This is a genomic window from Streptomyces clavuligerus (assembly GCF_005519465.1).
Classification (GTDB): domain Bacteria; phylum Actinomycetota; class Actinomycetes; order Streptomycetales; family Streptomycetaceae; genus Streptomyces; species Streptomyces clavuligerus.
This window is the reverse complement of sequence record NZ_CP027858.1, coordinates 348,216-370,462: the sequence shown is the minus strand read 5'-3', so window position 1 is coordinate 370,462 and position 22,247 is coordinate 348,216. Positions and strand designations below refer to the sequence as shown.

Annotated in this window: 19 protein-coding genes; 8 read left to right on the top strand and 11 right to left on the bottom strand. The window is 74.4% G+C overall.

Going from position 1 to position 22,247, the window contains the following annotated elements; translation table 11 throughout:
- Positions 1 to 115: 115 nt before the first annotated feature.
- The 3 genes from CRV15_RS01430 to CRV15_RS01420 are packed head-to-tail and all read right to left on the bottom strand — an operon-like array spanning position 116 to position 2,216.
- Positions 116 to 841, bottom strand: coding sequence for a TetR/AcrR family transcriptional regulator (locus CRV15_RS01430; protein ID WP_003962637.1), 726 nt, complete (start codon positions 839 to 841; stop codon positions 116 to 118).
- Positions 838 to 1,518, bottom strand: a complete 681-nt coding sequence (locus CRV15_RS01425) for a DUF4166 domain-containing protein (protein WP_003962638.1) — start codon at positions 1,516 to 1,518, stop codon at positions 838 to 840. The genes CRV15_RS01430 and CRV15_RS01425 overlap by 4 nt, the downstream gene beginning before the upstream one ends.
- On the bottom strand, positions 1,515 to 2,216 hold the full coding sequence (locus tag CRV15_RS01420) for a hypothetical protein (protein WP_003962639.1): 702 nt from the start codon (positions 2,214 to 2,216) through the stop codon (positions 1,515 to 1,517). Before CRV15_RS01420 ends, CRV15_RS01425 begins: the two co-directional genes overlap by 4 nt.
- A gap of 272 nt (positions 2,217 to 2,488) precedes the next feature.
- Here CRV15_RS01420 and CRV15_RS01415 point away from each other — a divergent pair, with 272 nt between their 5' ends.
- Positions 2,489 to 3,004, top strand: coding sequence for a lytic polysaccharide monooxygenase auxiliary activity family 9 protein (locus CRV15_RS01415; protein WP_003962640.1), 516 nt, complete (start codon positions 2,489 to 2,491; stop codon positions 3,002 to 3,004).
- 225 nt (positions 3,005 to 3,229) lie between these two features.
- Here the strand turns inward: CRV15_RS01415 and CRV15_RS01410 are convergent, their stop codons facing one another.
- From CRV15_RS01410 to CRV15_RS01400, 3 genes are read right to left on the bottom strand one after another with little or no spacing between them, the layout of a single operon-like run.
- Positions 3,230 to 5,056 carry a pyruvate, phosphate dikinase gene (locus tag CRV15_RS01410; protein ID WP_003962641.1) on the bottom strand — a complete coding sequence of 609 codons (1,827 nt, stop codon included), beginning with the start codon at positions 5,054 to 5,056 and terminating at the stop codon, positions 3,230 to 3,232.
- Entirely contained in the window at positions 5,049 to 5,681 is a 633-nt protein-coding gene (locus CRV15_RS01405) for a hypothetical protein (RefSeq protein WP_003962642.1), read from the bottom strand. Before CRV15_RS01405 ends, CRV15_RS01410 begins: the two co-directional genes overlap by 8 nt.
- On the bottom strand, positions 5,678 to 6,856 hold the full coding sequence (locus CRV15_RS01400) for a TetR/AcrR family transcriptional regulator (protein WP_009998095.1): 1,179 nt from the start codon (positions 6,854 to 6,856) through the stop codon (positions 5,678 to 5,680). Before CRV15_RS01400 ends, CRV15_RS01405 begins: the two co-directional genes overlap by 4 nt.
- 303 nt (positions 6,857 to 7,159) lie before the next feature.
- Between CRV15_RS01400 and CRV15_RS01395 the strand changes: the two genes are divergently transcribed.
- Both CRV15_RS01395 and CRV15_RS01390 read left to right on the top strand, forming a co-directional pair.
- Complete coding sequence (locus CRV15_RS01395) at positions 7,160 to 7,828, top strand: hypothetical protein (RefSeq protein ID WP_003962644.1); 669 nt, start codon at positions 7,160 to 7,162, stop codon at positions 7,826 to 7,828.
- A 192-nt stretch (positions 7,829 to 8,020) separates the two neighbouring features.
- On the top strand, positions 8,021 to 9,358 hold the full coding sequence (locus CRV15_RS01390; RefSeq protein ID WP_003962645.1) for a diacylglycerol/lipid kinase family protein: 1,338 nt from the start codon (positions 8,021 to 8,023) through the stop codon (positions 9,356 to 9,358).
- A 305-nt stretch (positions 9,359 to 9,663) separates the two neighbouring features.
- Here the strand turns inward: CRV15_RS01390 and CRV15_RS01385 are convergent, their stop codons facing one another.
- Together CRV15_RS01385 and CRV15_RS01380 are read right to left on the bottom strand one after the other, a co-directional pair.
- Positions 9,664 to 10,593, bottom strand: a complete 930-nt coding sequence (locus CRV15_RS01385) for a phosphotransferase enzyme family protein (RefSeq protein ID WP_009998097.1) — start codon at positions 10,591 to 10,593, stop codon at positions 9,664 to 9,666.
- A 75-nt stretch (positions 10,594 to 10,668) separates the two neighbouring features.
- Positions 10,669 to 14,070, bottom strand: coding sequence for an AfsR/SARP family transcriptional regulator (locus CRV15_RS01380; RefSeq protein ID WP_003962647.1), 3,402 nt, complete (start codon positions 14,068 to 14,070; stop codon positions 10,669 to 10,671).
- 631 nt (positions 14,071 to 14,701) lie between these two features.
- Between CRV15_RS01380 and CRV15_RS37820 the strand changes: the two genes are divergently transcribed.
- From CRV15_RS37820 to CRV15_RS01355, 5 genes are all read left to right on the top strand, one after another.
- Positions 14,702 to 15,316, top strand: coding sequence for a cysteine/serine endopeptidase inhibitor (locus CRV15_RS37820; protein WP_003962648.1), 615 nt, complete (start codon positions 14,702 to 14,704; stop codon positions 15,314 to 15,316).
- A gap of 573 nt (positions 15,317 to 15,889) precedes the next feature.
- Positions 15,890 to 16,426 carry a hypothetical protein gene (locus tag CRV15_RS01370; protein WP_003962649.1) on the top strand — a complete coding sequence of 179 codons (537 nt, stop codon included), beginning with the start codon at positions 15,890 to 15,892 and terminating at the stop codon, positions 16,424 to 16,426.
- Between the two features lie 241 nt (positions 16,427 to 16,667).
- Positions 16,668 to 17,504 (top strand): DUF4097 family beta strand repeat-containing protein, encoded by an 837-nt coding sequence (locus CRV15_RS01365; RefSeq protein WP_003962650.1) that lies wholly within the window; start codon positions 16,668 to 16,670, stop codon positions 17,502 to 17,504.
- Positions 17,505 to 17,846: 342 nt separating this feature from the next.
- Positions 17,847 to 19,463 carry a M48 family metalloprotease gene (locus CRV15_RS01360; RefSeq protein ID WP_003962651.1) on the top strand — a complete coding sequence of 539 codons (1,617 nt, stop codon included), beginning with the start codon at positions 17,847 to 17,849 and terminating at the stop codon, positions 19,461 to 19,463.
- Positions 19,464 to 19,593: 130 nt separating this feature from the next.
- The gene (locus tag CRV15_RS01355) at positions 19,594 to 20,694 is read left to right on the top strand and encodes a hypothetical protein (protein ID WP_003962652.1); all 1,101 of its coding nucleotides are present in this window, start codon (positions 19,594 to 19,596) and stop codon (positions 20,692 to 20,694) included.
- A gap of 63 nt (positions 20,695 to 20,757) precedes the next feature.
- Here the strand turns inward: CRV15_RS01355 and CRV15_RS01350 are convergent, their stop codons facing one another.
- The 3 genes from CRV15_RS01350 to CRV15_RS01340 all read right to left on the bottom strand — a co-directional run bounded on the left by CRV15_RS01350 (position 20,758) and on the right by CRV15_RS01340 (position 22,142).
- On the bottom strand, positions 20,758 to 21,117 hold the full coding sequence (locus CRV15_RS01350; RefSeq protein WP_003956305.1) for a hypothetical protein: 360 nt from the start codon (positions 21,115 to 21,117) through the stop codon (positions 20,758 to 20,760).
- Positions 21,118 to 21,140: 23 nt separating this feature from the next.
- Complete coding sequence (locus CRV15_RS01345; protein ID WP_003956306.1) at positions 21,141 to 21,677, bottom strand: TetR/AcrR family transcriptional regulator; 537 nt, start codon at positions 21,675 to 21,677, stop codon at positions 21,141 to 21,143.
- Positions 21,678 to 21,806: 129 nt separating this feature from the next.
- The gene (locus tag CRV15_RS01340) at positions 21,807 to 22,142 is read right to left on the bottom strand and encodes a tetratricopeptide repeat protein (RefSeq protein ID WP_003956307.1); all 336 of its coding nucleotides are present in this window, start codon (positions 22,140 to 22,142) and stop codon (positions 21,807 to 21,809) included.
- Positions 22,143 to 22,247: the final 105 nt, after the last annotated feature.

The following is a 22,247-nucleotide window of genomic DNA, read 5'->3' as shown; positions in this document are numbered from 1 at the left end:
TTTCCGGCGGGGCCACCGGCGGCGCGCTCGCCCCGGACCTGTCTCCCCGCCGGACGCGCCGCACGGCGCACTGCCCCGGGCGGCGGCGCCCCTGCCGAGCCGGACCGGGACACGGTCACGGCCGCCGGCCGGTGCGCGCGAGGTGGAGACGGACGGCGCGCTGGGCGATCGGGCCGAGTGTGTCGATCGCCGCGGCGAGCCGGGCGAGCTGTTCCAGCGCGGCGAGAGCACCGTGCGCGCCCTCGGGGTCGACTCCCTCGTACAGCTCGATGCCGATGAACGCGGCGCTCACGGCGCGGGCGAGACCGGCCGGGTCGGTGTACTCGCGGAGCGGCCCGCTCGCCAGGACCCGGGTGAGCACCTTCTCGATCTCGGCGATCCACAGATCGAGCCCCGCCGCGGTGGCGGGCCCGAGCGCGGGGTGGGTCTGGGCCCCCGCCAGAAGCTGGGCGAGAACGGTGACCTGGCCGTCGGCGCTCTCCCGCGCGTGCATCTCCCGCCCGAAGGACAGGAGTTCGGCGAGTGTGGTGACACGGTCGAGACGGTCGCGGTGGAGCGCGACGCGCTCCTCGGTGGCGTGCCGGCAGGCGGCGACGAGGAGTTCGTCGACCGTACCGAAGTGGTAGAAGACCAGGGCCTGGTTGACGCCCGCCTCGGCGGCGATGCTCCGGGCGGAGGTCTTGGCGATGCCCTGCCGCACCAGCGTCCGCAGGGCTCCCTCGATGAGTTTCTCCCTGGTGCCGCGGCCCTTGTCGGCCCCGCCGCCCCCGCCGCCCGTACTGCCCGCGCCGCTCGCGCTGTCGCGCCCGGTGGCAGGTGCCTTCCGCTCCGGCGGGGTCATGCGCGGGCCTCCTCGCGGACGGGGCGCAGCCCGGGGCGGACGCCGCAGCGGCGGACATCGCGGTACTCCGCGGTGAACGACCCGTGGTAGCCGAACAGCGGCCCGAAGCGGCGGTTGGTGACCCGTACCGAGATCGAGAAACGTCCCGACCGCTCGTCGAAGGTCTCGTGCACCACGGCGTCGCCGCCGATCAGATCCGGGACCCGGACATCGACGGGGCCTTCGCGGAAACGGTGGGTCCCGGAGCGTATGACGAGCCCGCCCCGGCCGTCCGTGGACAGATGGAGGTCGGACGCGAGGTGCTGATGGGTGCCGAGGTAGTCCAGGACGCGATCGCCCCGCGGGCTGAGCACCATCTGCGCGTCGAAGCGGCGGGAGCGGCCGGGGAGGTGGAAGGTGCGGACGAAGCTCACGGTCTCGCGGCCGTGGCTGTCCCGGTACGGGACGTTCTCGATGACGAACGGAACATTCCGGCCCTCGCGCGGTACGAGGATGTTGCGGACTCCGCCGACCGAGAGGAACGGTTTGACGAAGGCGCCGCCGTGCCAGACGCGTTCCATCACCCCCCGCCCGGTGCACGCCTCGCCGCTGTCGAGCCCGACGGAGAACCGCCGTTGCAGACAGGGGTGGAGGCGGTCGAACTCGGGACCCATGACGGTACGGAAGATCGAGCTCATCGGGGCTCCTCGACGAGGGGAAGGGTGTGCAGGACACGCGGCGCGCGCACCGCCGTCGCCGGGGCGCGGCGGCAGCGGCGGGCCGCGGGGGTGAGCGGCGACGGCGGCACGAGAACAGCGGGCACCGCCGCGGCCAGGGCGGCGACCGGCGACACCGCGGCGGCCCCGGCGACGCATGCCACCCGCAGCACCGTCTCGGCGGCCGCGTGGACGAACGCGCGCTCGGGCGTCACCCCGCGTTCCAGCCACAGCCGCAACCGGTCGAAGGACCACGCCGTCGCCCACCCCATCAGCGGACGGAAGACCGCCCGGTCCGCGATCCGGCCGAACCGGCCCCAGCGCGGGGCGTAGTCGTAGCCGGTGAGGAACCGGACCCCGGCGCGCGCCGGGACATAGCGCCAGTAGCCGCTGCCCTCGGCGAGCAGCGAGAGCGGATGCGTGGAACGGAACCGCAGGGCCGAGGTCCGGGTCCCGTCCGGACGGTGCTTCTCCCCGGCCGAGACACCCGTGCCGGACACCTGGACGAACGGCAGCACCCGCGTCGCGTACCGGAACCGCTGCGGGTCACCGGGTGCCGTCGGCAGGGCGGTGATGTCCGTGAACCGCAGGTCCCAGCGCCGGTGCCGCTCCGGCCGCTGGCTCAGCGCCCACACCTCCTCCAGCTCCGCCCGGATGAACGTCTCGACGTAAAGGCCCATGGAAATCCCCCCACGGCAACAGTTTTGAGCAGTCGCTCAAGAACACCTTACTGCGGTGTTGAGCGACTGCTCAATCAGGGTTCCTGTTGTGGGGACCGCACATCCCGGATGAACGCGCCCTCTTGACTGTGCGCCGTCAACGGCTATGGTCCAGACCAAGTGGGTCGAACGATGCTTCCGGGAATCCCCCGACGGCCGGTGCCCCACGCCTGCCGCCGCCCCGGCGCGCCGTTCCGCCCTGTGTGCTCCTCCCCCTCGTTCAAGGAGCTGACATGCAGAGCAAGAAGAAGCTGGCCGTCGCCATCGGCGCGGCAATCGCCCCGCTCCTCGCCGTCTGTCTGCCGGCCGGGACGGCCAACGCGCACGGCTACATCTCCTCGCCGCCGAGCCGTCAGGCCCAGTGCGCGGCCCGATCGATCCCCTGCGGAGCCATCAAGTACGAACCGCAGAGCGTGGAAGGCCCGAAGGGGCTCCGGAGTTGCAGCGGCGGCAACGCCGCCTTCGCGGAACTGAACGACGACAGCAAGGGCTGGGCGGTCACCACCGTCGGCCGTACGACCTCCTTCAACTGGCGGCTGACCGCACCGCACGCGACCAGCACCTGGCAGTACTACGCGGGCGGGCAGAAGGTCGCCGAGTTCAACGACGGCGGGGCCCGCCCCGGCACCACCGTCTCCCACTCGGTCAACTTCGGCAGCGTGAGCGGACGGCAGAAACTGCTCGCGGTGTGGAACATCGCCGACACGCCCAACGCCTTCTACGTCTGTGTCGATCTGAACATCCGCTGACCCGGGCCCGGGCCCCGAGCCCGGGTCGGCGGACCCGGCTCGGGCGCGGCCCCGGGCAGCGGAAGGGACACGCGGCGGGATGCAGCGCCGGCAACGCACCGACCGGGCACCGGGCACCGGGCCCCGTGGACGCCGCCCGCGTCGCGGGGCCCGGTGCCCCGCAGCCTCGGCCCCGCAGCCTCGGCCCCGCAGCCTCGGCCCTGCGGCCTTCCGCCGACGCGGCCCTCAGCCGCGGCGCAGGACCGCCTGGGCCGCGGCGAGGCGCCCGGCCCAGGTCCCGTCCGCCGGTCCGCCGCCCGGCGGGCGGCCCGCGAACCCGTCCGCCCAGGCGAGCAGCCGGTGCAGCCGGGCGTCGGCCGCCGGGGTGACGACCCGGGGCTCACCGACGACGACCTCCCCGCCGGTACCGTCCAGGGCGATGACGGTGCCCTCGGGCACGATGTGCCCACCGGCACGGACACAGGCGGCGGCCACATCGACGGTCAGCCCCGCGGCCCCCACGACGGCCGGCTTCCCCATCGACCGTGCGACGACGGCGGCGTGGCCCGACGGCCCGCCGCGCGCCGTGACGACCCCCTCGGCGGCGGCCAGGCCGTGCAGATCGAGCGGAGAGGTCTCCGGGCGCACCAGGATCACCGGCCCCCACGCGGCCATCCGGACCGCCCGGTCGGCGGTGGTCGCCACCCGTCCCGTCGCGACCCCCGGAGCGGCACCCAGCCCCCGGACGAGGACGGGCTCCGCGCCGTCCACGACGATCCTGGGGGTCCGCACCCGGGAGAGCTGGTGCGGGGACACCCGCAGCACGGCCTCGTCCCGCCCGATCCTCCCGGCCTCGGCCAGGTCGACCGCGACCCGCACGGCCGCCGCTCCGGTGAACCGGCCGGGCCGTGTCTGAAGGAGCCACAGCCCGCCCGCCTCGAAGGTGAACTCCACGTAGCACGCGTCCCGCTCGTGCTCCTCGATCCGGCGCAGCGCCTCCAGCAGCCCCGCCCACACCGTGGGCTCCCGGTCCGCCAGTTCGCGCAGCGGCCGGGTCGGACATCCGCCGGAGACGACGTCCTCCCCCTGCCCGCCGAAGAGGACCTCGCCGAAGGGCACCTCCTCGCCGGTGTTGGGGTCCCGGCTGAACGCCACCCCGCTGCCGCTGCGGCCGTCGCGGTTCCCGAACACCATCGCCTGCACGGTCACGGCCGTGCCGGAGCCGTGCGGGATGCCGTGCAGCTCGCGATAGGTCCGTGCGCGGGGTGTTCCCCAGGAGGAGAACACCGCCGCGACCGCGGCCTCCAACTGACCGGGCGCGTCGTCCGGCACAGGGGCGCCCATCCCCTCACGGATGGCGCTCTCCAGCCGGTGCGCCGCGGCGACGAGGCCCACCGGCCCCAGCCCCGGCCCGGTGCTGGTGCTCCGGGTGGCGCCCTCCCGTATCGCCTGTATCTCCCGCGTCTCCCCTGTCTTTCCTGCCGTCCCGGTGCCCGCTGTCCGCTCCGCCTCCCGGGCCTCCCGGAGACCGTGGATCTCCCGGTCGGCGCCCGCCACGGTCAGGGCCCGCCCACCGGGACCGGCGAGAGCGGCGGCGAACCCCGACAGAAAGCGCAGCCGCGAGTCGAGGGCGAACTCCGGGTCGGCCGTCTCGGCGGCCAGCCCGGCGGTCGCCGCCCCGGTGAGTCCGACATTGAGGACGGTGCTCATCATGCCGGGCATGGACACTCCGCCACCGGAGCGGACGGACACCACGAGCGGTCTCTCCGGGCCGCCGAACACCCGGCCGGTGGCGGCTTCGAGCCCGGCGACGGCGGTGGCCAGCTCGGTGCCGAGCCCCGGCGGGAACCGTCCGTCCCGGAGGAAGGCGCGGCACGCGTCCGTGCCGATGACGAACCCCGGAGGTACGGGCAGCCCCAGACGGTGTAGCAGGACGAGCCCGTGGGCCTTGCCGCCGATGACGTCCGGCGGCGCCCCGAGCCCCGCCGACAGCGGGTGGACCCACCGCCCCGCCCCGGCCCCTCCCTCCGGGTGCTCCGCCGTCCGCCGCCGCGGTGCCGAGGACTCACTCACGGGGGAGCCCCAGGGTCGCCAGCAGATCCTCGTGGAGCTGGAACCAGACGGTGTGGTACGAGGAGGTGGAGTCCGTCACCCGGTCCCGCTCACCGGCCCACGCGCGGGTGAGGGCGACGGTGAGCCGGAACCGGTAGCGTCCGAACCGTGCCAGCGCCGAGGACAGCTCCGTCAGGACGGCGTCGGCGCGCGCGTTCAGGTCGGCGAACCGCCGCAGCACCAAGGCGTCGTAGTCAGGGTCCAGGTGGTCGTTGGGGAGGGAGGCCCCGTCGACGACGCGCAGTTGCCAGGCCGTGCAGAGGTCGAGCAGTTCGGGGTTGAGCACCAGGAACCGGGCGTAGGCCGCGGCCACGGTCCGCTGGGCGCCGGAGAGTTCCAGCTCCTGTGCGATCCGCTCGGCGGCGGCGGCCCGGCCCGCCGCTGTCAGCCCCCAGCCGCCGAATCCGTCCGTCGTCCGTACGGCCAGTCCGGCCACCGCGAGGTCGATCAGCTCCGACTCGGCCTCGGGCTCCGTCAGCCCCGCCGCCTCCGCGACCCGGGACAGCTCCGACCAGCCGGCACAGCGCAGGGTGTGCAGCACCAGCAGCTCGGCGCCGGTCGGATGGGGGGAGCCGACCCGGGTCATGTCCTGGCTCCCGGGAACACCGCCGGGACGGCGGCCGTCGCCGCCGCGTGCGCGGCACCCCGCCCGCCCGCGCGGGCGACGACCGTGCCCCGTCGGACGCGTACCGCGTACTCGGTGCCGTCGTCGGTGCCGGGAAGCCCGAGGGCCGGGGCGAACAGGCCGCGGTCGTCGAGGATCAGCCGGAGGCGCGGCAGGGCCTCCGGCGGGAACACACGCCGCAGACAGCGGGTGACATCGCCGACCCTGAGCCGGACGAGCCGACCGGCCTCGGCGGGGTCGTCCGTCACCACGACCACGGTGACCCGGTCGTCCGGCAGGGCGGAGCGGACGGCCTCCTCGGCGGCGCCGAGACGGCCCGTGCCGAGAAGCGCGATCACGCCGTCCCCGCCGAAGCCGACCCGACGGCCGGTGAGCAGATCCGTCGACTCCTCCGGCGGATGCCACCGGTCCCGGCAGAGCCTGGCCGGGGTGACATACGGCAGATGGGCCGGATTCCAGGCATCGGCGAGGTCGAGACCGGCCAGATGGGCACAGGCGTGGGCCACGTCGAAGGGGTCGCCGACGTCGAACACCGCGTCGAGGGGGGCTCCCGGTCCGCTGACCATCCGCAGCACCAGCTCGGCCAGCCGTACCCGCCGCACCCGAGGCCCGTCCGCCCCGGCGCCCGGGCCGCCGTCGATATCGGCGCCGCCGCCCGTGCCGGGGACACCGCCGACGGCGGGGGCCGCCGGTGCGCCCGACTCCAGCGCCAGGGCGAGCAACAGCGCCTCCAACCTGGTGACCTGCGCGAGCGCACCGCGCAGCGGCGCCTCGTCGAACACCCCGGCGGGCGAGTGCAGCCGCCCCTGACGGACCGTGGGGCCGTCGCCCGCCAGCGGCAGCCCCTCCAGCCTGCTCCGGGCGAACGCCCCCAGCGCCTCGGCCGTGGACGCCGGTGGCAGCACGGCCCCACCGGCCGTGTCCTGCCGCTCGGCCGTGTCGATGAGCACCGCCAGATAGAGAGCGCGCTTGCTCGGGAAGTTCGCGTACACCGCGCCGCGCGTCAGCTCGGCCCGCTCGGCGATCAGGTCGATCTTCGCCTCGGCGTATCCGTGTTCGGTGAACTCCTCCCGCGCCGCCGCCAGTACGGCCGCGCGGGTGCGCTCCTGCTGCTGGGCCCGGGTCAGCCTGACCATGTGCGCCCCCCTTCTCCTGTCCCGAGTTTCAAGATACCCACAGCATCCGGATGATGAGAACATCTGAAATCTCATTCGGCTGAAAATAGATGGACAGGCCGAGAAAGGTCCCTGCGGAGAGGAAGCCGGAGCCAGACCCCGGCTCCGGGCCCGGAGCCCGTGGCCCGGACAGGCCGAGCCCCGTAGTCCGCAGCCCGAAGTCCGGAGAGGCCGGGGCCCGGAGTCCGGAGAGGCCCGGGGGATGTGAAGAGGCCCGGCGGAAAAGGCCCATGGAAACGATCATGAATCGGTAAGACTGGACGCATGACCCCTCCTCCTCCGGAGCTCGCGGCCTCCGACGAGATCCACGCCCACGCCCTCGACCGGCTGAACCTCGCCCTGCGCCACCTCGGGATGTTCGCGGGCGAGAACCCGCTGCGGGTCCTGCTGGACACCCTGCTGTTCGTCGAACGCCGCCCGGAGACCTGGGAACAGCAGGTGAGCGTCTGGCAGGAGCGCGGCATGTGGACCGAGTACGGGATCTCCGGGGTCTTCCGCACCCTGTGGCCGGGCACCCGGTACGACGACGACACCGCCTCGGTGTACGCCGAGTTCGCCCGCCGCTGCGGCTGGCTCGCACCCGACCGCGTCCTGGACGGCCCCGCGTTCGCGGCCCTGCGCGAGGAAGCCCGCCACTGGGCCGCCGAGGACCGCACCTGGACCCGGACGCTGGAACGGTTCGGCGAACCCTCCCTGCTCTGCGGCAGCCCCGCGAATCCCCGCTTCCCTAAAGCCGTCGGATACACCGGTCCGGACCCCGAGGAGCCCATGGTCTGGTTCCACTTCTGGAACGGCACCGCCCCCGGGGACCGGCTCGGGCCGTGCCGGTACGAGGAACCGATGCTAATGGCCCTCCGGTGCGGCGAGCAGGAACCGTTCCGGCGGACCCTCACGTTCACCCCCGAGGGGAACCGCCGCCGACCCGTCGCCTGACACACCCGCCGGGGCACCCCCGAAGAGCGCCCCGACACCCGCGGACGCGTCCCTGAAGAGCGTCCCGGCACAGGTCCCGGCGGGCCCCCCGGGCGCGTCCCGCCCCCGCGGAGCGGGACCTCCGCCACGATGGTGACCGGCACCCCAAGGAAGCCAGAGACCCACGGGCGGGGGAGAGGGCGGTGACGGCGGTTGACCGGGCGGCGGGAACTGCGACAGGCACGGCTGCGCGCACGGCTCGCCCTGCTCTGCGCGGCGGCGGCGCTCGCCGTCCTGGCCGCCGTCGTCGGCGCCGGCGGGCTCCTGATCGTGGCGGGCGGCATCGCCGGCCTGGTCGCGGCGGCCGTCGGCACCTGGTGGGTGCTCGCCCACCGGGGCCCGCTCCGTGTCCTGGGCGCGGCCCTGCTGCTCGCCGCTCCGATCGCCGTGATCGTGCTCTACACCGGCCAGGGCCTGTGGGGCCCCGCCCTGGTCGCCGTCGCCCTCTGGGGCGCGGCGCTGGGCTGCGCCCGGTCCGCGCTGCGGCGGCTGCGCCCCCCGAGCACGACACCCGGCGAGCCCCGGCGGCCCCCCGACCGTCCGGTCCTGCTCATGAACCCGCTCTCCGGCGGCGGCAAGGTCGCCCGCTTCCACCTGGCCGAACGCGCCGAGGCGCTGGGCGCACGGGTCGTCCTCCTGCCCGCCGGGGCCCGGGCGGACGTGGCCGCCCTCGCCCGGCAGGCCGTGGCCGACGGCGCCGACCTGCTCGGCGTGGCGGGCGGCGACGGCACCCAGGCCCTGGTGGCGGCGGTGGCCGCCGAGCACGACCTGCCGTTCCTGGTGATCCCCGCGGGGACGCGCAACCACCTCGCCATGGACCTCGGCCTGGACCGCCAGAACCCCGCCCGCGCCCTGGACGCCCTCACCGACGGCGAGGAGATCCGGATCGATCTCGGACAGGTGGCCGACCGCCCCTTCGTCAACACCGTCTCGTTCGGCGTGTACGCGGAGGTCGTCCAGAGCCCCCGGTACCGCGGCGCCCCGGCGAGCACCGTGCTCGACGCCCTGCCCGATCTGCTGCTCCAGGGCCCCCGGCGGCAGTTGGATGCGACCGCGGACGCCACCCCGCTCCCCGGCCGCCAGGCCCTGCTGGTCAGCAACAACCCCTACACCACCGAGGACCTGCTGGGCGCGGGCCGCAGGGAACGCCTGGACAGCGGGGTGCTGGGCGTCGTCGGCATCCGGGTGGACAGCGCGGCCCAGGCCGCCGAGATCGCGCTGCGCGGCACCCAGGCCGCCGGTCTGACCGCGCTGACCGCCCGCCGGGTCCACGTCACCTCCGCCGCCCCCGGCCTCCCCGTCGCGGTCGACGGGGAGGCCCTGACGCTGCCCACCCCGGTGGACTGCTCCCTGCGCCCCCGCGCCCTGCGGGTGCTGGTCCCCCGCCACCGGTCCGCGGCCCCCGCGCCCCGCCCCCGTCCCGACTGGCGGCTGGTGGCCCTGCTGGCGCTCGGCAGAGCCGTTCCCGGGCGGCCCGAGCGGTCCGGCTGACCGCCGGCGGCACGGCACCCCCGTGGCTCCACCGGCCCCCAAGGGAGCGGGACGCAGCGCGCGCCGAGGACGTGCGCCCGGGAGCCGTGCGGCGCCGTCCCGCACGGAACGCTGCCCCTGCCGCGGGCCCGTACACCCGGAGGTGACCTGCGCCGACAGCCGGGTCACGCGTTTCGCGCGGAGCGTCTAGCACGTCTTTGACCAGCGGCGCAAGCGGCGTTTTACCGTTCTCCAGCACGGTTGCCGCCATGGAGACGACGGCGATCGTCCGATGCGAGTGCGGCCGGCCGGGGCGTGGAGCGCACTCAACCCGCCGCCGCGAGCACCACGCGGCGCTGCTCGTCGCGGTGCGCGACGAGATCGGCGCGGAGACCGTCCAGCTCGTCGGGGCGCCCCTCGTCGAGGGTGCGCAGCACGGGACTCAGCTCCACCAGACTCCGGGCGGCGTTCGCCCCGGCGAACAGGGTCAGTGCGCGGGGCTCCGCGTCCGGCAGCGGCCGGACCTCCCGATAGCCCGTCAGAAAGGTGTCGTGGAGCGGACGGTGCGCCGCCGTCGGCACTCCGCCGTCGGTCAGGTCGCGCAGGGCGTGGGCGATGTCCGCCGCGTACCACGACAGGGCGGCCTCGTCGAAGTCGAACGCCCGGGGCACATCCCCCTCCCAGGCCAGGTTGTCCAGCTCGAAGTCGCCGTGGACGACGCCGTACCGCGCGGGGTCCCGGGGCAGCCCGGCGAGCCGGGAGCCGATCCGGCCCACGGCCGCCGCCAGTTCGGTGTCGTCCGGGTACAGCTCGGCCGCCCGGCCGATCCCGTCCAGCGCGTGCGGGAGTCCGTCCCTGAGCCCGGCGGCGTGCTCATGCGTGTGCGCGAGCAGCGCCCCCCAGGCGTGCGCCTGCCGCTCCGAGAGCGCGTCGAGTCCGACGGACTCACCCGGCGCGCCCTCGACGCACATCGCCCGTACGGTCCCCAGCGTGGTCTGCACGGTCTCCGCCAGCAGCCCCCCGGAGGACCGCACCGGGGCACTCAGGGCGAGTCCGCCGCCGTGGAGCCGTTCCATCAGGGACGCCACCTCCGTGAAGCGGCCGTAGGCCGCGTACCGCTCGGGGACGAACCGCAGATAGCGCTCGGCACCGGGCTCCGGGGTGTCCGGGAGGACGAAGACATGGGACGCGCTCGAACGCCACCAGCGCGCGGTGCCCTCGGCACAACCCCAGCGGGCGGCGACCGCGTCGGCCACCGGAGAACACCACGCATCATCAACAAGACGGGCGAGTCCACTGATTTCCGGGAGAGGCATCATGGAGGGCAGGTTTCACTCCGTCCCCACCCGTCGCAAATTCTTTTTCCTGAGCCGTCGTTCGGCCTCCAGCGCGACCACGTTCGCCGGCGTGCCCGGCAGCGCGGCCAGCGCCTCCTCCGCCTCCTCGGCCCCGGGGAGACCGTGGCGGTGACAGAGCTGGACGGCCTCGCGCAGCCGCTCCCCGGCGGGCCGGTACCGGCCGAGCGCGGCCAGCGCCCGGCCCAGCGCCGTGAGCGCGCGGGCCTCGATCCGGGCGAGCCCCAGCTCCCGGCAGAGCAGCCGCGCCTCGTCGGCGACGGCGACAGCGGTCGCCGCGTCGCCCCGGGCCAGACGGATCTCGGCGATGCGGTGGAGCAGATGGGGTTCCACGAACCGCAGACCCAGCTCCCGGCAGAGCGTCAGGCTCGCCGTGAAGCACTCCATCGCGGTGTCGGTGTTGCCCAGTTGCTGATGGCCCGTGCCCAGATTGACGAGGAGCTGTGCCTCGCCCATGCGGTCGCCGAGCCCCCGGTACAGGGCGAGCCCTGTCGCGGCGGCGCGGATCGCCTCCTCCGGCTGACCGATCGCCATATGGGTGAACGCGAGGCTGCCGAGCACATTGGCCTCACCGGACGGGTTGTCGGCGGACCGCTGGGCCTGCCGGGCGTCCCGTTGCAGGGCGACGATACGGTGGTCGTGGCCGTCCAGGGACGCGGCGATCAGCCCCCGCAGACCCAGGACCTCGGCGAGAAGGACGCGGTTGTCGTCCCGGCGGCACAGCAGGATCGCGCGCTCGACGTGGGCGACGGCCTCGTCCGGGCGGCTGATCTGCCACAGCGCGCCACTGAGCATGTAGAGGGCCGCCGCCTCCGCGTCGAACCTGCCGATGGCACCGGCGCCCCCGGCCGCGTCCCGGCACAGGTCCACGACCTCCCGCCAGGCGTAGGCCCGCTCCAGCAGCGGGTCCAGGCCGAGCAGCACGGCAGCCGCCCGGGCCGCCAGCGCGGGGCCGCGCCGCACCGCCTGGCTCAGCACCGGGAGCACCGCGTCGCGCTCCTGGTCGAACCAGTCGTGGACGGCGTGGTGGTCGGCGAAGACGGTGCCCCGTTCGTCGGTGCCGTCCAGCAGACCGGCGATGCGGTGCCCCGGGCGCACCACCCGGTAGGCGTGGTGGGCCGTGGTCTCCAGCGCGGCCAGCACCCGCGCCAGCGCGGCCGTCACCTCCTCCTCCGGGTCGGTGTCGGCGGACACCCGGCGGGCGAAGAGCCGCAGCAGGTCGTGGTAGCGGTAGCGGCCCAGCCGGGACGAGTGCAGCAGCCCGGTGTGCAGCAGCTCGTCGAGGATCTCCTCAGCCTCGAACTCGTCCGTGCCGAGCAGGGCGGCGGCCATGGGGAGCGACACCGTCTTGGACTCCGGCAGCGACAGCAGCCGGAAGGCCCGCGCGGGCTCCGGGGCGAGCTGGTCGTACCCCAGCCGGAAACAAGCCACCACATCCAGGTCGCCGGTGCGCAGTTGATCGAGTCTGCGCCGCTCGTCGGAGAGCCGCCGCAGACTGTCCGCGACCGCGGCCCCGGGGCGGGCCAGCATCCGGCAGGCGACCACCCGGACGGCGAGCGGGAGATGACCGCAGGTGGCCACCAGATCCCGCGCGGCCTCCGGCTCCGCCGCGACCCGGCTCCGGCCGATCACCGAGGCCAGCAGCTCCAGCGCCTCATCCGGACGGAACGGTTCCAGCTCCACCGCGTGCGCGGGGATCGCGGTCAGCCGCGCCCGGCTGGTGACGACGACCGCACATCCGGAGTACCCCGGCAGCAGTGGCCTGATCTGCTCGGCGCCCGCGGCGTTGTCGAGGACCACCAGCATCCGCTGCTCGGAGAGCATCGTACGGAAGAGGGCGGCGCGCGCGTCCAGTTCGTCGGGCACCCCCGCCTCGGGCACGCCCAGCGCATGCAGGAGCTGCCCCAGCACGGCCCGGGGGTCGGCCGGGTTCTCGGTCACACCGGCGAGGTCGACGAAGAGCTGCCCGGCGGGGAAACGGTCCCGCAGCAGATGCGCCACATGGACGGCGAGCGCGGTCTTGCCGGTGCCGCCGATGCCGGAGATGGCGCAGATGCGGACGGCGGGGTCGCAGGGGGCGGTGAGCAGGGCGGCCAGTTCGGCGACCAGTCCCTCACGGCCGGTGAAGTCGGCGGTGTCGGCGGGAAGCTGCGCGGGGACGGGTGTGCCGGTGCCGGGCGGGGCGGCGGCGCCCAGGGGGGTGCCGGTGCCCACAGCGGTGCCCGGCGCGCCCGGCGCGGCGGGGGAGCCCGTGACTCCCGGCAGGCCCGTGACCCCCGTGGCGCCGATGGCCTCCGGGTCGGCGGGTGCGGCATGCGCCGGGCCGGGGAACCCCGCGTTCCCGACCGGCGGAACGACACCGCCCCGAGGTCCCCCGTGCGGTCTGCCGGGGGTGGTGCTGTCCGGGTCGCCGGAAGCGCCCCCGTCCGGGGCGGAGTCCGCCGTGCCCGGGGGAGCCGGGTCGGTGATTCGGCCCGGGCCCGGCCCGCCCTGCCGTCCCCGGGCCCGGTCCGGAACGCCGCCGGGCGCCGGAGGGCCGCCGGACGCCGTACGGCCGCCCGCCGCCCCGTGGACCGGGGCCGCGGACCGGGCGGGCAGCAGCTCCGGGTCCGAGCGCAGAATCCTTTCGTACAGTTCGGACAGCCGGGGGTCCGGGTCGATGCCCAGCTCCCGGGAGAGGACGGCACGGGCGTCCCGGTAGACCTCCAGCGCCTCGGCCTGCCGTCCGCACTGGTAGAGCGCGCGCATGAGCAACAGCCGCAGACTCTCCCGCAGTGGGTGCTCGCCGATGCGTAGCGCGAGATCCGTCACGGCCGTCTTGGCGTCGCCGAGTTCGAGATCCAGCTCCACCCGGGATTCGAGCACGGTCAGATACCGCTGGGTCAGCCGCTCCCGCCAGGTCTGGGCGAAGGGGCCGGACAGGCCGGTGAGCGGAGGCCCCTGCCAGCGGTCGGCCGCCCGCCGCAGCAGCGCCTGCGCCCGTTCCGGGGTACCCGCCCGCCGGGCCTCGGCGGCGGCCTCCGCCTCCTCCTCGGCGAGCGTCACGTCCAGGGCCCGCCCGCCCCCCGGCAGCCGCAGGGCGTAGGAGGAGCCGACGGAGACGAGCAGACTCGGGCCGCCCGCGGCGCGATGGCCGGGTTCGAGGACGGTACGGAGCCGGGAGACATAGGTACGGACCGTGGTCGGCCCCGCCTTGGGGCACTCCTCGCCCCACAGGCCGTCGATCAGCTCGTCGACGGAGACGGGCTGGCCCCCGGTCAGCAGCAGCATCGCCAGGGCGGTGCGCTGCTGGGGGCCCGCGAGCGCCAGTTCCGCACCGTCCCGCCAGCCACGCACCGTCCCCAGGAGGGTGAAGGCGAACAGACCGCTCTCGTTCACGCGTCGACGTCCTTCCCGGATTCGCGTCGTTCAGTCTCCCATGAGCGCTGATCACTCATCGACCACCAAGGGAGCGGCCGAGGCCGCCGGGGGAGCGGACGACCGTCGCACGGAGTGACCGGAACGGGGTGTCCGGGTCCGGGGCGGTGGGTGTCGCCGTCGCCGGGGAACCGGTCGCCGCCTGTCCGGATGGACGGTCGGAGGGAGCGGCCCCGAACCGCAGCGCGGAGGGCGACTCCTTCGGCAGCCAGAAAAGATGACGCTCCGTCATGTCGAACGGACCGTCCTCGCGTTGAGGAAATATTGATCAACTCCGGGCAGAGTTCCGGACGCGTGGTCGCCCGGAGAGATTGGGTTCGGCCACCGGGGGTTCCGTCGGCGCGCTCGTCGCGCCGGAGCCCAGGGGAAACCGGCCATCCGCGGCCGGGCCGATCGGGGCGGGGCAGCCCCGGTGGGCCCGCGCGGGCGGCCTCGTACCGCCTGACTTCCTGTTCCACCCACCGTGCGCGGCAGGCCCGCGGGAGACACCCGCGGACACCTCTGCGGACACGTTCGCGGGACACACCCGGGCGCACGCCTCCGGGGGGCGGACCCGCAGGGCGTGCCGCGCCCACGAGAAGAGGAATCGATCATGGGTAAGAGCTTCGGGCGATGGGCCACGGCACTGCTCGGCGCGACGCTGTTCACCGCGCTCGGCGCCGGTACCTCCCACGCGGCCATCCCCTTCGACCAGCCCCGCAGCGGCAAGATGACCTGGTACAACGACAAGGGGACGGGCGCCTGCGGCACTCCCATCGACGCCGCGGGACAGGAGCTGGTGGCGGCCCCCGCCGCCTGGTGGAGCACGGGCAACCCCAACAGCGACCCCCTGTGCAACGGGGTGTCCGTCCAGGTCACCTACAACGGCAGAACGATCACCGTGCCCGTGCGGGACAAGTGCCCGTCCTGCGGGTCGGGGCACATCGACCTCAGCCTTCCCGCCTTCCACAAGCTGGCCTCGCCGGACCTCGGCGTGGTCTCCGGCATCACCTGGAAGTTCGTCGGGGGCGGCGGCAACCCAGGCAACCCTGGCAACCCTGGTAATCCGGGCGGATGTTCCGGCGCACCCGCCTGGACGGCCGGGACCTGGTACCCGGCGGGGGCCGTCGTGAAGTACCGCAACGGCGGCCACTACATCGCCGAGCACGGCAACCCGGGCTACGACCCGACCGTCAGCACCTGGTACTGGGAGCCCCGCAGCTGCTGACGCCTGCCGCGCCCCCGGGCCCGGCGCACCCGCTCCCGCGCCGGACCCGGGGGCGCGCGGGCCCTGCTCCACCCGCGCCGGCCATGGCCCGCGTGTCCTCCCCGGCCTGCCCGGAGCGGGCGCTCCGCGCGTCCTTCCGGGCCTGGGCGCTCCGCGCGTCGGTCCCCCTGCCCGGGACGGCTGTTCCCGCGCTGCGGCGGCGCAGTCCGGGACGGTGCCCACGCGGGCGGACCGGCGGCGGCGCTCCTGCCGTCGAGTCGTGCTCATGGCCCCGACCGTAGAGGCCCGGCGCGGTGGACGGCGTCATACGGGAGAGCCCACTCGCGCGTCCTCCCGTGGTATGACTCCGGGCCCGCTGTCCCCCTCCGGGCCCGCTGTGTCCCCCGTGCGGGCCGTGCGTCCGGGCTCCGCCCGGGAGAATGCCGCATGGCCGCCCGGGGCGCGCCCGGCCGCCGCCCTGAGTGGCCGCCGTGTCGCCGCGCCTGGCCGCCTGACCGCCGGGTCGAACAGAGTGGTGTCATTGGTGCGCCAAAGTGGCTTGCGGTGGCGCCATCATGGTGCCATAGTGGCGTTATGGACCTCACTCCGTATGTCGACCACCTCCGGCACGAGTTGGCCGTCGCCGCCGAGGCGGGTGGTGACGAAGCCCGGGCGCTGGCCGAACGGCTCACCACGCCGCTGGAGTCCGCCGCCCGGCTCACCCTGCTGAACGCGCTCTCCGCCGCCATGGACGAGGTCACCCGCGAGTTCGCCCCGGGCTCGGTCGATGTGCGACTGCGGGGGCTGGACCCGGAGTTCGTGGTGAACCTGCCGCCGGGGGGCGACGCGGGCGACACCGCCGGACGGGCCCCCGCGGCCCCGGGGCATCGGTCCGTGACCCCGCCGACGGCGGCCGCCGAGGGGGACGACGGCGGCACGGCCCGTATCAACTTCCGGCTTCCCGCCCATCTCAAGACCCGGGTCGAGGACATCGCGAGCCGGGAGGGCCTGTCGGTCAACGCCTGGCTGGTCCGCGCCGTCGCCACCGCGCTGGAGCCCGCCGAAGGGGGCCGCGGGACCGGGCGCGTCCGCAGCCGGGGAGGGGAGAGCTTCACCGGCTGGGTGCGCTAGCGAGCCCCGCGGTCCGGCCCGCCGGTCCTTGCGGCGCCCGCCCCCGCCGGCCCTGGGGAGTCGCCCGCAGTCCCCGCCCCGGGCGGCGGTTCTCACGGCCGCTCCCGGTCCTTTCCGCAGGCCGTCCCCGGTCCGCCCGCACGGCGGCGGCGCGGCGCGTCACCTTCCCACCCGTCCACGGCGGGGGCGGCCTCCCGCCCTCCGCCGGGACCTACCGCAGAGTCATCACGACGGGATAGCCATGCCACATTTCGATACACCGGAACCGATCTCCGTGACCCTCTCCGTCGATGTCGGCGCGGTGCGGATCACGGCGGGCGACCGCGCCGACACCACGGTCGAGGTGCTGCCGGACAGCGGAGCCGACGACGCCGACCTGCGGGTCGCCCAGCAGACCAGGGTCACCTGTGAGAACGGTGTGCTGCTGGTGAAGGGGCCCCGGCAGCGGTCGCTCTTCGGCAAGGTCGGGGCGGTCTCGGTGCTGATCGAGGTCCCGGCGGGGTCCTCCGTGCGGGGCACCGCCTCCGTGCTCGACCTCATCTGCGAAGGCCCGCTGGGGGAGTGCCGCTTCCGGACCTCCACCGGCAGCATCCGGGTCGCCGAGGCGGACACCGCGGAACTGCGCACCGGCCTCGGGGATGTCACCGTGGACCGCGTGACCGGGACCGCGGAGATCATCGGGGCGGGCCGCGTCGTCGTGGGCGAGCTGGGGTCCACCGCGACGATCAAGAATCTCAACGGGGAGACGGTCATCGGAGAGGCCGACGGCCATCTCCGGGTGAACTCGTCCAACGGCCGGATCTCCGTCGACGTCGCCCGCTCCGGGATCGACGCCAGGTCCGCCCAGGGCGGCATCCGGGTCGGCGCGGCGGCGGGCGGCCCCGTCGAGCTCCAGACCGGCGCCGGGGATCTCGATGTCGGCATCCCCCGCTCCGTCACCGCCTGGCTGGATGTGAACTCCCGTCTCGGCAAGGTCCGCAACGCGCTCGGACCCGCCGGTGAACCGAGCGGCTCCGAGCGCACCGTCGAGGTACGGGCCCGGACCAGCCTCGGTGACATCGTCATCCGCCGCGCCTGACCGGGCGGCGGTGGCCGCACCCCGAAGACCCCTGTACGCCCCGGGCCATATCGATCCACCTCGAAGGGATATCTGCGTGATGAGGTACATGAGGGATCTCCTGGCGGTGTCGCGGACGAGTGCCCCCGCCCCCGGTAACGGACGACCGGCGGCCGCGCGGACGGACGGCCGACGGACCCCGGGGCGGACGAACACGGCGGCGACGGACGGCGACCGGGACGGTATTCGGTTTGAATACCGACCGGCTGGTGAGCGATACTCCACTGCCTTCCATCAATCTCTGTCTTGTTCTGATCGTTATATGGCCGCTTTGCGGTCGCAGTTTCGGGGGGAATCTGCCCGATGGGCGCAACCGTGCGTGCCGTCCGTGCCCTGGCCCTGCTCGCCGGGTTCCATCTGCTCGGCGTCCTGCTGCTCGCCGTGCTCGGTGGCATCGACTATCTGCTCTACCTCTTCGTCCCCGCCGGAATCGCGGCCAAGCTGTACGTGATCTCCGTCCTGCTCGCGATCCCCGTGATACGCGGCATGTTCATGCTCCGGGTCCCCCGGGGCGGGGAGCCGGACGGAGTCCGCGTCACCGAGGCGGACGAGCCGGAGCTGTGGCGGACCGTACGGGAACTCGCCGAGCAGGTCGGCACCCGCGCCCCCACCGAGATCGTCCTCACCGCCGAGGTGAACGCGGCCGTCCTGGAACGGACACGTCTCCTCGGCCTGTTGCCCGGCCCCCGCACCCTCTTCCTCGGCGTACCGCTGACACAGGGCCTCGGCGAGGCCCAGCTCCGCGCCGTCATCGTCCATGAGCTGGGCCACTACGCCAACTCCGACACCCGCCTCGCCGCCATCACCGTCCGCGGCCGGGCCCAGATCCTGCGGACCGTCCGCCACTTCGAGGAGCGTGCCGGGAACGCCGCCGAGCGCGAACGCGAGAAGCTGCGGAAGAAGGCCCGCAAGGCCGAGGCCAAGGGGCGCACCCCGCAGGAGGTCCCCGGCGAGGACACCCCCGGCCGCGCGGGCGTCACCTATCGGGTCATGGCACGGATCTACACCGCGTACGCGCGGTTCTTCCTCCGCGCCACCCTGACCGACGCGCGCCGCCAGGAGTACGCGGCCGATCTCGCCTCCGCCCGCATCGCCGGGCGCGAGGCCACCGCGTCCGCCCTGCGCGAGATTCCGGCGCTGGCCGCCGCCCACGACTTCTATCTGCACCGGTACGCCACCATGGGCATCGAGGCCGAGCTGCTGCCGCCGCGCGGCGAGTTCTTCGGCGGCTTCGGGCATCTGCTCTCCGCCCGGGCCCTGGAACTGCTGCGGATGCGCGGCGAACTCCCCGACGGGACCGTCTCGCCCTACGACTCCCACCCGCCCCTCGCCGACCGGGTCCGGCGCGTCGAAGCACTGGACGACGACGGACGCACCGACGAGAACACCGGCACCGCCCTGGCGCTGCTCGCCGACCCCGGACACACGCTGACCGCGCTGGAGGACGCCGTCCTCGCCCCGGGCATACGGGCCCTGCCCCGCGCGCGGGACTGGCAGGACCTGCTGGAACGGTCCATGCACAGCGGCCTCGCCGACCACCGCTCCCCGCTGCACCAGGCCCTCGCCCGCTACACCGGCCGCCCCGCGACGCTCTCCGCGCTGCTCGGTCTGATCGACGAGGGACGGCTCTGGAAGCTGGCGCAGCGGATGCCGCTCTCCGACGAGGCCGCGCGGGCCGAGGGGCGGGCCTTCCGGGAGTTCGTCCGGCCCTCCCTGCACTCCTCGGTCAGCGGGATGGTCCTCGCGGAGCTGGGCTCGCACAACCTGCTGCGCTGGGAGTTCTCCTGGAGCGAGGCCGCGCGGGCCCGGTTCCCGAAGAGCGCCGACGGCCAGGAGCAGGACCTCGACGCCGCCGTCGGCGCGGCCGTCGCGGACGCCCCCGACACCCGCCCGCTGCGCGCCCTGCTGCCGGGCTCCTGACCCCCGCGCCCCCGGCCCTTCGGGCCCCGAGGTCCATGACCGGCGACGGCTCCCCGTCACCCCTCCCCGCTCTCCTGAACGTCACCCCTTCCCCACCCCTCATGAAACGGACGACTGTTCCTTGTCCACAGTGCTCTGGGTCGTACTGACCCCCATCGTCCTCGGCCTGGCCGCGGTCGGTGTCTGGTTCCTCAAGGCCGTCGTCCAAGGCGCGATCGAGGGCTGGCGCTCGGCCTCCGACGAGGACGCGGACGGCTCCGGGACCCCCGAGGAAGTGCTCGCCGAGGGCTTCCTCCCGGCCGACCGGCAGAACACCGAGTTCTCCTGCCCCGAGCCGGAGGCCCTGACCCGGGCCGTCGGCGCCGCCCGCGCCGGCGACTGGCAGCCCACCGCGGCGCTGCTCGCCGGGACCGGACGGGACTGGGAGCACCGCGCCCGGTACTCGGAACGGCTGGCGGGAGTCGCGGCCACGGACGACACCTGGCTGCTCGCCTGGGAGGCGGCCCGGCCGGACGACCCGGACGCCGCCCTGGTCCGTGCGCGCAGCACGGTGCGGCTGGCCTGGAAGGTCCGGGGCGGGCAGCGGGCCAAGCACACCACGCAGGAGCAGTTCGACGGCTTCCACCGCACCCTGGCCCGCTCCCGCGAGGAGAACGCCCGCGCCGCCGCCCTGAACCCGGACGATCCCAGCCCGTACATCAACGAGATCTGGACCGCGCTGGGCCTCGGCTATCCGCAGGCCGACATGGACCGCATCTGGGACGAGATCACCGCCCGCGCGCCGCACCACTACGAGGCCCACTTCTCGGCGCTCCAGTTCTGGTGCGCCAAGTGGCGCGGCTCGAAGGAGCTGGCGACGGAGTTCGCGAAGCGCGCGGCCGACGCCGCTCCGCCGGGCTCGCTGATCAAGGTCTTCCCGCTGATCGCCCACTATGAGCACGACGAGTCGGACGACGCCGACGTCGAGCGTTCCCCCGAGATGCGGGCCCTGGTCGACGCGGCCCTCGCCGACGCGCACGCCGCCGACCCCGGCCATCCGCGACTGGCGGAGGTCCGCCATCTGCTGGCGTACTACCTCTCGCTCCAGGACCGTGACGAAGCGGCGATGGAGCAGTTCCGTCTGGTGGACGGCTATGTGAACGCGCTGCCGTGGCGCTACTGGGACGACGGCGCGGAGCGCTACTGCGCCCTGCGCGACGAGACGGTGGCCAGGGTGCTGGAGAACCGCTGACACGGGGGAAGGGGCCGCACGTTACGGTGTGCGGCCCCTTCCTGCTGTCCGGTGCCGGGTGGCTCAGCCGTCGCCCCGCCGGGACTGTTCGATGAGGTCGACCGTCGCCCGGGGGTCGGTCACCTCGACCACCAGCCGGGCGAACCGCTGGTCGGCCAGCTCGATGACGACGGCTTTCGACGCGTCACGCACCGCCCAGAAGACCCGTCCGTCGTCGGTGTGGAACGTCCCGGCGGTGATCACCCCGGGGACATGGGTGCCGGGCGCGCGCAGCCCCTTGGGCTCCCGGACGATCCCGGGGTCCGCCGTCGCGCCGCGGACATGGGCCAACGGGATGGCCAGCCGGTTCTTGAGGGCCCAGAACTTGTCCAGCCCCTCAAGCTCCACGATCAGGTCGTCGCCGTCGATGCTCACCAGTGCCATGGATACTCCTCGCGGGTGATGGTTCAGTGGTGGTCGAGCAGCCGCGCCACAGCGGCGCGGGCCTCTTCGGTCCCGGGGTCCGCCGGGCCCGACCGGACCCGGATGCGCAGCCCGAGCAGCGCGGCCGTCAGCGCGCCCGCCGGGCCGCGCCCCCCTGTCGGGTCCCGGGCGGCCAGTGCCGCGTCGAGCGCGGCGAGGGCGCGGGAGACCAGCCCGGCGACCTCGGGGTCCTCCGGGGCGCGCTCGGCGGCGGCGAGCAGCAGCAGATCCAGACCGGAGGCCCGGCCCGGCTCCCCGACGGCCGCGCGGAACCAACCGTCCGCCCCGCTGTCCGCGTCGATCCGCTCGATCAGCGGCGCGACCTCGTGCTCCAGCGACCAGCGCAGCGCCGCCAGATAGAGCCCTCGTTTGCTGCCGAAGGTCTTGTACAGGCTGTTGCGGTGCAGTCCGAGATGGGTGACCAGGTCGTCGATGGAGACCCCGTCGTACGACCGCCCGGCGAACAGCCCCGCCGCCAGGCGTACCACCTCTGCTTCGTCGAATCCCCTGGGTCGTCCCATGGCACGACGGTACGCCTTTCAGGAACGATCAGTCAAGAACGAGCGTTCCTCAAAAAAGGGAAGACCCCCGGCCGCCGTCGGGTACGGCGACCGGGGGTGGTGGCCGGTGGTGACGGCCGGTGTCCGGGCTCAGTCGCCGGACATCGCGGCGGCGATCCGCAGATGCCGGGCGGCGTCGGCGGCGCGCCCCTGCCGCTCCAGCGTCCTGCCGAGCATCAGATGGGCGTAGTGCTCCACCGGGTTCAGCTCCAGGATCGCCCGCAGCTCCGTCTCGGCCGGACCCAGCCGGGCGGAGTGGTAGTAGGCGCGGGCGAGCAGCAGCCGCTGCGCGATCTGCTCCGGGGCCTCCGCCACCAGACCCCGCAGAATCCGCGCGGCCGTCCCGTACTCCTTGGCCTCGAAGAACATCTGCGCCCGGTCCCACCGCTCGGCGGCCGTACCGAACTCATAGTAGGTCTCGTCCACGGGTGCTCCCTCATCTCCTCGTCGGATGGGTGTCGAATGTCCTGACGACGGGGTCAACCGAAGTGGTTGGTTGAATATTCCACTACTCTCCTCGCGTGGGGGCTG